This is a genomic window from Streptomyces prasinopilosus (genome assembly GCF_001419695.1).
Taxonomy (GTDB): Bacteria; Actinomycetota; Actinomycetes; order Streptomycetales; family Streptomycetaceae; genus Streptomyces; species Streptomyces prasinopilosus.
This window is the reverse complement of the sequence record NZ_LIRG01000192.1, coordinates 1-10,026: the sequence shown is the minus strand read 5'-3', so window position 1 is coordinate 10,026 and position 10,026 is coordinate 1. Positions and strand designations below refer to the sequence as shown.

The 10,026-nt window shown below is 75.2% G+C and carries 9 protein-coding genes; 2 read left to right on the top strand and 7 right to left on the bottom strand.

Translation table 11 applies throughout. The features are described from left to right. The 5 genes from AOK18_RS09710 to AOK18_RS09690 all read right to left on the bottom strand — a co-directional run. Nucleotides 1–185, bottom strand: a 185-nt coding sequence (locus tag AOK18_RS09710; protein WP_157865062.1) for a hypothetical protein, incomplete at its 3' end; no start/stop codon positions are given. Further along, nucleotides 182–3,091, bottom strand: coding sequence for a DEAD/DEAH box helicase (locus AOK18_RS09705; protein WP_420865590.1), 2,910 nt, complete (start codon nt 3,089–3,091; stop codon nt 182–184). The genes AOK18_RS09710 and AOK18_RS09705, both read right to left, overlap by 4 nt. A gap of 146 nt (nt 3,092–3,237) precedes the next feature. Then, nucleotides 3,238–3,774 carry a hypothetical protein gene (locus AOK18_RS09700; protein ID WP_055694037.1) on the bottom strand — a complete coding sequence of 179 codons (537 nt, stop codon included), beginning with the start codon at nt 3,772–3,774 and terminating at the stop codon, nt 3,238–3,240. Between the two features lie 40 nt (nt 3,775–3,814). Next, entirely contained in the window at nt 3,815–4,999 is a 1,185-nt protein-coding gene (locus AOK18_RS09695; protein WP_055572473.1) for an ROK family glucokinase, read from the bottom strand. 340 nt (nt 5,000–5,339) lie between these two features. Continuing rightward, on the bottom strand, nt 5,340–6,077 hold the full coding sequence (locus AOK18_RS09690) for a GntR family transcriptional regulator (protein ID WP_175400280.1): 738 nt from the start codon (nt 6,075–6,077) through the stop codon (nt 5,340–5,342). Between the two features lie 128 nt (nt 6,078–6,205). Between AOK18_RS09690 and AOK18_RS09685 the strand changes: the two genes are divergently transcribed. After that, nucleotides 6,206–7,228, top strand: coding sequence for a Gfo/Idh/MocA family protein (locus AOK18_RS09685; protein WP_055694036.1), 1,023 nt, complete (start codon nt 6,206–6,208; stop codon nt 7,226–7,228). 164 nt (nt 7,229–7,392) lie between these two features. Here AOK18_RS09685 and AOK18_RS09680 read toward each other — a convergent pair whose 3' ends face one another. Together AOK18_RS09680 and AOK18_RS09675 are read right to left on the bottom strand one after the other, a co-directional pair. Next, the gene (locus tag AOK18_RS09680; protein WP_055574772.1) at nt 7,393–8,070 is read right to left on the bottom strand and encodes a response regulator transcription factor; all 678 of its coding nucleotides are present in this window, start codon (nt 8,068–8,070) and stop codon (nt 7,393–7,395) included. Nucleotides 8,071–8,183: 113 nt separating this feature from the next. Continuing rightward, nucleotides 8,184–9,455, bottom strand: a complete 1,272-nt coding sequence (locus tag AOK18_RS09675) for a sensor histidine kinase (protein ID WP_055694035.1) — start codon at nt 9,453–9,455, stop codon at nt 8,184–8,186. Between the two features lie 181 nt (nt 9,456–9,636). Here AOK18_RS09675 and AOK18_RS09670 point away from each other — a divergent pair, with 181 nt between their 5' ends. Continuing rightward, nucleotides 9,637–9,837 (top strand): hypothetical protein, encoded by a 201-nt coding sequence (locus tag AOK18_RS09670; protein ID WP_055694038.1) that lies wholly within the window; start codon nt 9,637–9,639, stop codon nt 9,835–9,837. Nucleotides 9,838–10,026: the final 189 nt, after the last annotated feature.

The following is a 10,026-nucleotide window of genomic DNA, read 5'->3' as shown; positions in this document are numbered from 1 at the left end:
CGCGACGCCCTGCGCCGGGCCCGTACCGCCCGGCGCAGGGCGTCGCGGGCCACGTCGCCGGGGCGTTGTTCCCGGGCGCCCGCGGGTGTCCCGTCCTCCTCCGCGTCCGGCACCGGCTCGGCGCCCGCGCGCCTGCGGGCCGCCCGCAGCGCCTCCCGGGCCTCGTCGGACGGGCGGGGGGTCATGACGTCCTCCGCAGGGAGACCAGGTCGGACAGTTCGCGGTCGGACAGTTCCGTGAGGGCCGACTCGCCGGAGCCGAGGACCGCGTCGGCGAGGGCCCGCTTGGCCTCGAGCATCTCGGCGATGCGGTCCTCGACCGTGCCCTCGGCGATCAGGCGGTGCACCTGGACCGGCTGGGTCTGGCCGATGCGGTAGGCGCGGTCGGTGGCCTGCTCCTCGACCGCCGGGTTCCACCAGCGGTCGAAGTGGACGACGTGGCCCGCGCGGGTGAGGTTCAGGCCGGTGCCCGCCGCCTTCAGGGACAGGACCAGGACGGGGGTCGCGCCGCTCTGGAAGCGGTCCACCATGCGCTCCCGCTCCGGTACCGGCGTACCGCCGTGGAGGAGGTCGACCGGTACCGCGCGCTCGGTCAGATGGGCGGTGATCAGCCGGGCCATGCCGACGTACTGCGTGAAGACCAGGGCCGATCCGTCCTCGGCCAGGAGGGTGTCCAGCAGTTCGTCCAGCAGGGCGAGTTTGCCGGAGCGGGCCGCGAGACGGCCGTCGGGCCGCGCGTGCTCGTCCTTGAGGTAGAGCGCCGGGTGGTCGCAGATCTGTTTCAGTGCGGTCAGCAGCTTCAGCACCAGGCCCCGGCGGCCCATGCCCCGGGCGGTCTCGATGGCGAGCATCGACTCGCGCACCACCGCCTCGTAGAGGGCGGCCTGTTCGCGGGTGAGCGGGACGGGGTGGTCCGTCTCGGTCTTGGGCGGGAGTTCGGGCACGATGCCCGGGTCGGACTTCCTGCGCCGCAGGAGGAAGGGCCGCACCAGGCGGGAGAGCCGCTCGACGGCCTCGTCGTCCTCGCCGGCCTCCACCGCGCGGGCGTGCCGGGCCCGGAAGGACGTGAGGGGGCCGAGGAGTCCCGGGGTCGTCCAGTCGAGGAGGGCCCACAGCTCGGAGAGGTTGTTCTCGACGGGGGTGCCGGTGAGGGCCACGCGCGCGGGGGCCGGGATGGTGCGCAGGGCCTTCGCCGTGGCCGAGTGCGGGTTCTTGACGTGCTGCGCCTCGTCGGCGACGACCATGCCCCAGCGCCGCGCGGCCAGCGCCGGGGCGGCCGAGCGCATGGTGCCGTAGGTGGTGAGGACGAAGCCGCCGGCCAGGTCCTCCAGGGTGCGGTCCGGGCCGTGGAAGCGGCGCACGGCCACGCCGGGGGCGAACCGGGTGATCTCCCGCTGCCAGTTGCCGAGCAGGGAGGCGGGGCAGACGACCAGGGTCGGCTCGGCGCGGTCCCGTTTCAGGTGCAGCGCGATGAGGGTGATCGTCTTGCCGAGGCCCATGTCGTCGGCGAGGCAGCCGCCGAGGCCGAGGGAGGTCATGAGGTCGAGCCAGGCCAGGCCCCGCAGCTGGTAGTCGCGCAGGGTGGCGTCGAGCCCGGGGGGCGGGTCGGCGGGCCGGACGCCGGCGGTGAGGCGGTCCCGGAGGACGGCGAGGGCGCCGACGGGCACCGCCTCGACGGTCTCGCCGTCGGCCTCCGCGGTGCCGGTGAGGGCGGCGGACAGCGCGTCGACGGGGTCGAGCAGGCCCAGTTCCCGTTTGCGGGCCTTGCGGACGAGGGCCGGGTCGACCAGCACCCACCGGTCGCGCAGCCGGACGACGGGGCGGTGGGCCTCGGCCAGGGCGTCCATCTCGGCCTCGGTGAGCGGGTCGCCGCCGAGGGCGATCTGCCAGCCGAAGCGCAGCAGGTCCTCGCTCTGGAGGAAGCCGCTCCCGTCGGTCGCCGATCCGGGGGCCGGCCGGACCACCGCCGTCGCGGTGAGGTCCTGGGCCAGGTCCCGGGGCCAGTGCACGGCGACACCGGCCGCGGCGAGGCGGGTGGCGGCGACACCGAGCAGGTCGTTCAGCTCGTCCTCGGACAGCGCCAGGACGTCGGGGACGTCCTGGTCGGAGAGCCGCTCCAGCGGGGGCCAGACGCGGGCGGCCCGGCGGACGGCGAGGGCGGCGTCCACGCGGGCGCGGGGGCCGAACGCGTGGTCCGCCGTCCCCGCCCACAGGGCTGCCGCGTCGGCGACGAGGGTGGGGTCGGCGAGGCTGTGCACCTGGACGACCGCCGCACCCGCACCGCGCGCGCCGGTGCCTCCCGCCCCCTCGTCGGCGCCGTCGAACAGGTCGTACGCGGAGAGGTCGAGGCGGAGCGAGACGCGCACGCCGGCGTCCATGCCGGCGGCGACCTCGGCGGCCCAGTCCCGGGCGCCGGGCAGCCGCTGGGCCGTGCGGGCGGCGAACGGCAGCCCCGAGGCGTACGGTGCGGCCGGGGTGCGGGGCAGGGTGTCCGCGACCGCGTCCAGGAAGGCGCGGACCAGGGCTTCCGGCTGCGGCAGCCGGAGCGGGCCGGGGCCGGGCAGCGGGACGGCGTGGCCCTCGAAGGGCAGGGCCGCGGCCACCGCGCGCAGGTGCGCCACGTCGTCCGGGTCGAGGGGCCCCGCCCGCCAGGCGTCGTGGCCGGTGGCCGTCAGGCCGGGCAGCAGCCGGCCGCGCGCCGTGAGCCGCAGGGCGTGCAGGGCGGCGGCGCCCCAGCAGGCGGTGGCGGGGTGCGCCGCGGGGTCGTGCCGGGCGCGGACCAGCAGGGGCAGGGCCTCGTCGAGGGGGAGGGAGAACGCGGTGACCGTCCGCCGCCGGACCCCGTCGCCGTGCGGGCGGGTGACGGTGAGCCGTGTGCGCGGGGCGTGCTCCGGCGCGGCGTCGGCGGGGCCGCTGTGGGGGTCGTAGAAGGCGACGCGTCCGTCGCGCGGCAGGGCCGACGGCAGGAAGACGGCGGCGAGACCGGCGGGGACCTCCGCGGCGGCGTGCGCGACCACCGCGTCCGCCGGGCCGCTCTCCTCCGTGCCCGTCCCGGCCGTGTGCCGCTCGGCCGTCACGGTCCTCTCGCTCACGCGCCCCGTCACCTCCCGCCCGTCCCCGTGCGTGCCCACCCGTGTCGTGGGACCGTTCGCCCCCGACTCTACGGGCGGGCACCGACAACCGGTTCCGCGGCCGGACCCGGCCGGTCCGGTTCACCGGCCGGGAGCGGAAGCGCGGGTCAGGGGACCGTCCGGGAGACGACGTACACCCTGGGGAAGCCCGGCTTGCCCTCGTTGACGACGACGTCGTGCGTGGGCGCGGGGTTCTCCTGTTCGTTGACCAGGCCGGACCAGATGCCGGGGCGGTCGAACTTCCAGCCGGTGACGTCCCGGTCGCGTTCGCCGATGGTGAAGTCGTCCCGCTTCAGGTCGTCCCGCTGCACGCCCATGGCGGTGAGGAAGGCGCTCAGGCCGGCGTCGGTGGTCTCGAACTCGACGTACAGACGGCTGGTCTTCCAGTTGTTCGTCTCGTAGGTGGCCACCCACCAGGCGGGGTGCGGGATCGGCACCTGGTAGAGGCGGCGCTGCACCTTCGACGGCCAGCCCTGGGTCAGGCCGTTCGCCGAGTACCGGGCCTCCTTGTCCTTGCCGCTGGCCCGGCTCTGGTTCGCGGAGATCACCAGGTATCCGGCCGGGACACCGATGAGCAGCACGATGATCAGCAGGGTGAGCGCCCTGCGGCGGATCATGCGCCCGCGGCCCTCGGGCGGGCGCATGATCCGCCGCGGCGGCCTGTCCGGTGGGGGGCGTCGCCCGTCACGGCGTCTCCTGGGCGGTTCGGCCGGCCTCCGCGTAGCGCTCGTAGCGCTCGTAGCGCTCGACCCGCCGGCGCTTGGCGCGGCGGAAGCGGCGGGCGACCAGGCGGGCGAGGTCGGCGGCGCCGACCATGCCCGCCTCGGGGCCGAGCTGGGCACGGACGATGTGCGCCTCGGGGCGGTAGCCGCGGCCGGTGAGGTGCCGCTTGAACGCGTCCCGCGCGGGGCCGATCAGCAGGTCGTCGGCGGCCGAGACCCCGCCGCCGATGACGAAGCAGGAGGGGTCGAGGGCGGCGGCGAGGTTGGCGATGCCGACGCCGAGCCACTGGCCGATGTCCTGGAGGAGCTCGATGCACATGGCGTCGCCCTCACGGGCCAGCTCGGTGATCATCGGGCCGCTGATCTCGGCGACGTTCCCTTTGACGTGCTCGATGATCCCGTAGGCGACCGGCGAGTCGGCGGCGGCCAGTTCGCGGGCCTCGCGGACCAGTGCGTTGCCGGAGCTGTACTGCTCCCAGCAGCCGCGGTTGCCGCAGGGGCAGCGGTGTCCGCCGGGGACGACCTGCATGTGGCCGAACTCTCCGGCGACGCCGTACTTGCCGCGTTTGACCTGGCCGTCCTCGAGGATCGCGCCGCCGATGCCGGTGCCCAGCGTGATCATGACGAGGTGGTCCTCGCCGCGTCCCGCGCCGAAGCGCCACTCGGCCCAGGCGGCGGAGTTGGCGTCGTTGTCGACCAGGACGGGGACGGCGAGCCGGCCGGCGAGCCGGTCGCGCAGCGGTTCGTTGCGCCACGACAGGTGGGGGGCGAACAGCACGCGGTTGCGGTCGGCGTCGACCCAGCCGGCCGCGCCGATGCCGACGGCGTGCACGTCGTGCCGGTCGGACAGGTCAAGCACCAGCTCGACGATGGTGTCCTCGACGACTTTCGGGCTCTTGGACTTGTCCGGGGTCTCCGTGCGGAGCCGTTCCAGGATGTTGCCGTCGGCGTCGACGACGCCCGCCATCACCTTCGTGCCGCCGATGTCGATGCCGACGGTCGGCACGCGCGGTGCCGACAGGTGCGAGCGGCGTTCCCGGGTGCCGACCGTGCGGAGCACGGGAGCACGGCGGGAGCCGATGGGGGCGGCGCCCGCCCGGGCGGAGGTCAGTGCCCTGGGGAGTGTGAGGTCGCGGTAGGTGCTCATCGTCGCCGATTCTGCCTCACGGTGACCCCGGTCGGCGTACTCGGGAGCGAAGCGGGCACGTGACGCACGCCGCCTCCGGGTCGCTCCCCGGGGCTCCCCCGGGACCTCCCGAGGGCTCCCTAACGGCTCTCCCCCGCGCTCCGGCGCGACGTCCCCGACGGCTCCCCTCCCCGGCTCTCCGGCGCGGCGTCCCCGGGGGGCGCCCCTCGCGTTCCGGCACTCCGCCCCGCGCACCGGTCACATTGTCCGGACAAATTGACGGAGATCGCCCGGAGCGCCGCGGGTCACCCGGGGTTCACCGGGACTTCAGGGCCGGGAAAGGAGGCCCGGGGCCGGGACGTCACGACCGTACGAGCAACTGGAACTCGAACGAGTAGCGGTCGGGCCGGTAGGTGTGGGTGCCGAACTCGACGGTGCGACCGGTGTCGTCGAAGGTCACGCGCTGCATGGTGAGCAGGGGGGCGCCCCGCTCCTCGCCGAGCCGCTCCGCCTCCGTGGCCCCGGCGGCACGGGCGCCGATGGTCTGGCGGGCGCTGTGCAGGGTGATCCCGGCCGCCCGCATCAGCCGGTACAGGCCGGTGGCCTCCAGCTGGCCGGTGTCCAGGTCGAGCAGCCCGGGGGGCAGGTAGTTGGTCATGTACGCCATCGGCTCCCCGTGCGCGAGCCGCAGCCGCTCGACGCGGTGCACGTCGCTCCCCTCGGCCACCCCGAGGGCGGCGGCGACCTCGGGAGAGACCGGGACGACCGTGTTGACCAGTACTTTCGTGGCGGGGCGATGACCGGCGGACTCCAGGTCGTCGTAGAGGCTGCTGAGCTCCAGGGGCCGCTTGACCTGACTGTGCACCACCTGGGTGCCGACCCCGCGCCGCCGCACGAGCAGGCCCTTGTCGACGAGGGACTGGATGGCCTGGCGGACGGTCGGGCGGGACAGGCCGAGGCGCCCGGCCAGCTCGATCTCGTTGCCCAGCAGGCTCCCCGGGGTCAGTCTGCCGTGCTCGATGGCGGCTTCCAGCTGCTGGGACAGCTGGAAGTACAGCGGCACGGGGGAGCCGCGGTCCACACTCAGCTCCAACTGCACGGTCGGGTCCACTCCTGGTTTGGGCACGGCCCGAGCGTAGCTCCGTGCGGGGTGGACGGGAAGTGGCATAGTCCCATTGTCCGGACATGCGGATTGACAGGGAGGGGCGCGGACCGCAGTTTGTTCCCATGCGCATCGGGGTCATCGGTACGGGCCGCATCGGCACCATTCACGCCCACACACTCAGCAGGCACCGCGACGTCGGGTCCCTGATCCTCACGGATGCCGACCCCGGCAGGGCACAGGCCCTCGCCCACCGGCTCGGTGAGACGGCGGCGCCCGGGGTGGACGAGATCTACACCTGGGGGGTGGACGCCCTGGTGATCACCACGGCCACGTCCGCCCACGCCGAGCTCATCGGCCGGGCGGCCCGTGCGGGGCTGCCGGTGTTCTGCGAGAAGCCCATCGCCCTCGACCTCGCGGGCACGTTACAGGCGGTCGCGGAGGTCGAGGCGGCCGGAACGGTTCTGCAGATGGGCTTCCAGCGCCGGTTCGACCCCGGCTACACCGGCGCGCGGGAGGCGGTGCGGGCGGGCCGGCTGGGCCGGCTGCACACCGTACGGGCCGTGAGCGGCGACCCCGGGCCGCCGCCGGCCGGGTACCTGCCGCAGTCCGGCGGGCTGTACCGGGACACGCTGATCCACGACTTCGACATCGTGCGCTGGGTGACCGGCCGGGAGATCACGGACGTCTACGCCGCCGGGTCCGACGCCGGGCCGGCGATGTTCCGCGAGGCGGACGACGTGGACACCGGTGCGGTGCTCCTCACCCTGGAGGACGGCACGCTCGCCGTCCTCACCGCGACGCGGATGAACGGCGCGGGCTACGACGTGCGGATGGAACTCGCCGGGGAGCGGGACCAGATCGTGGTCGGCCTGGGCGACCGCACGCCGATCGCGTCCACCGAGCCGACCGGGCCCCCGGCCGCGGACAAGCCGTGGACGGGCTTCCTGGAGCGCTTCGGACCGGCGTACGAGGCGGAACTGAACGGGTTCGTCGAGGTGGTGCGGGGCGAACGGCCCAATCCCTGCGACGGGCGCGAGGCCCTCCAGGCGCTGCGCGTCGCGGAGGCGTGCGAGCTGTCCCGGCGGGAGCGCAGACCGGTGCGGCTGGGGGAGATCGCGGGCGGTGCGGTGGCGGCCTACGGGTGAACGACGGCCCCCGGGCACGGGACGCCCGTGCGCCGGGCGCTGTACGTCGGGGCACGGGGCCGGTGGGGCCGTGGCCCGGGCGGACCGCGCCCGGGCCGCGGTGCCGTCGTCGGGGGAGGTGCGCGGGCCGCAGGGGACGACGGCCCGGCGGCGCCCCGTGCGGGTCAGCCCTCCCGGGTGTCCTCCAGGAGTCCGGCGTCATGGACGAGCAGGGCGATCTGCACGCGGTTGTCGAGACCGAGCTTCGCCAGGACGCGGGAGACGTGGGTCTTGACCGTGGCCACGCTCATGTAGAGCTCGGCGGCGATCCCGGCGTTGGCGTGCCCCCGGCCGACCGCCACGGCGACCTCGCGCTCGCGGTCGTTGAGGGCGGCGAGCCGCGTACGCGCGCGTGCGCGCCGGCGGCCGGCGGCCGGGGTGCCGGCCGCGTGCGCCATGAGCTGCCTGGTGACCGCGGGCGACAGGACGGGGTCGCCGGCCGCGACCCGGCGCACCGCGTCGACGATCCCGGCGGGGGCGGTGTCCTTGAGGACGAAGCCCGCGGCGCCCGCGCGCAGGGCCCGCAGCACCTGCTCGTCGGCGTGGAAGGTGGTGAGCAGCACGATGTGCGGGGCGTCGGCGCGCCGGCGCAGCAGTTCGGTGGCGGCGAGACCGTCCATCGAGGGCATCCGGATGTCCATGAGGACGACGTCCGGGTGGGTGCGGTCGACGAGTTCCTCGACCTCGTCGCCGTCGGCGGCCTCGCCGACGATCTCGATGTCGTCGGCGCCGCCGAGCATCAGGGACAGTCCGGCCCGCACCAGCGGATCGTCGTCGACGAGAAGCAGTCTGATCGCGGTCATGGGCCTTCGGGCGTCGGGGGCGGACGGGACGACGGCGCGCGGTGGTCACGCGCTCGCGGCGTGGACCTCGCGGAGCGGGGGCCCGGTGGGCCGTGGGGCTCGGTGGGCTGCGTTCAGTCCCACGGCAGCCGGGCCCTGACCTCGAACCCGCCGCCGGGCGTGGGGCCGTGCTCCAGGGTGCCGCCCGCCAGGGTAGCCCGTTCGGCCAGGCCGATCAGTCCCTGCCCGGCGCCGGGTACGGGCGGCACCTCCCCGGCCGGAGCGGGGTTGCGTACGGAGACGACGAGGCCCTCCCCCGGGCCGCCCGTGACGACGACGGCGATCTCGGTGCCGGGGGCGTGCTTTCGGGCGTTCGTGAGTGCCTCCTGGACGATCCGGTAGGCGGCACGTCCCACGGAGGCGGGGGCGGTGGCACCGGAGCCGGCGACCCGGTGGTCGAGGACCACCTTCGTCCCGGCCTCCCGCGACTCGGCGACCAGCCGGTCCAGTGCCGCGAGCGTCGGCTGCGGCCGGCCCGCGTCGTCGGACTCGCCGGCCCGCAGCACGCCGATGATCTCCCGCAGGTCCTGCAGCGCCTCGTGCGCGCTCTCCCTGATCACCCCCGCCGCCCGGGTGATCTCCTCGCGGGGGGCGTCGGGACGGAACTCCAGCGCGCCCGCGTGCACGCTGAGCAGTGTCAGCCGGTGCGCCAGTACGTCGTGCATCTCCCGGGCGATGGCCTCCCGGGCGAGCCGCTGCGCCTGCTCGGCCCGCAGCCGCGCCTCCGTCTCGGCCCGGCGGGCCCGGTCCCGCAGGCTCAGCAGCAGGTGCCGCTTGGACCGGACGAACATGCCCCAGCCGACGCACGCCCCCGTCAGCAGCACGGTGAGGACCATCACCGCGACATAGGGAAGTTCGGGGTCGGGGCGCCACCAGTAGTAGAACGGGGCCACCACGAGGTGAGCGCCGGCGACCCAGGCCACGTGCTTGAAGGGACGGTGCACCGCGAGGCCGAACAGGGCGATCAGGGCCGCGCCGCCGGACGCCTCCGAGATCTGGCTGACGGGTACCAGCACCGCGGCCAGACCGGCCGGCCAGCGGCGGCGCAGCCAGAGCGCGGCGCAGGACAGCGCGCCGAGGACCTGGTCCCCGAGGAGCAGCGAGCGCGGAACTCCGGAATTCTCCACCAGGGTCTCGAGGCCCACCAGGCCCACGAGTACGGCCAGCAGGAAGCAGGCGAAGTCGACGGCCCAGTCCCGCGCGGTGCGCCTGGGGCGCCGGGCGGGAGCGGTGGACCCGGGAGGGGCGCCGGTCCCGGTGTCGAGTTCGTGGAGGAGGGCTGACGGATGGAGCCACCGCGCCCCCGTGAACCCCGGGACCGTACGTACCGCGTCGTCAGTTCCCATCACGGTCGTCGAATCTATGCGGGAGCCCCGCTGTCCGCCCCGCCCCCGTCCCGGTCGGCGACCGAAGTCGCGCGAGCGCGGACTTCGGTCTGCTCCGCGCGCGGGGTCGGAGACCTTCGTCGCCGCGGTCGCGCCCGGTGGCCGATTCATTCGGGGGCGGCGCCCGGTGATCGTCGTGCCCATGAAGAAGCTGCCGGAGATTCTCGGATTCGTCGCCGTGCTGCAGGGCGTCGCGAGCCTGGTGCACGAGTTCACCGACTGGAACGTGGGCGTGGTGAGGCGGTTGGGCTTCCCGGACGGCTTCGGGGTCTGCGCCGGCATCAGCCTGCTCGTCCTGGGCGTCGCCCTGCTGGTCGTGGCGGAGAGCCCGAAGTCCGGCTGAGGAGGTCCCGTGGAGGTGCCGGGAACGGATCACGCGGGTCGGCGCACCGGCCCGGCCCACGCGTCCGGTGCGACCCACGCGTCCGGTGCGCCCCATGTGCCCGGTGCACCCCATGTGCCCGGCACGGCCCATGTGTCCGGCACGGCCCACCGGACCGTCCGCTGCCGGGCGGTCCGGTGGGCCGTGCCG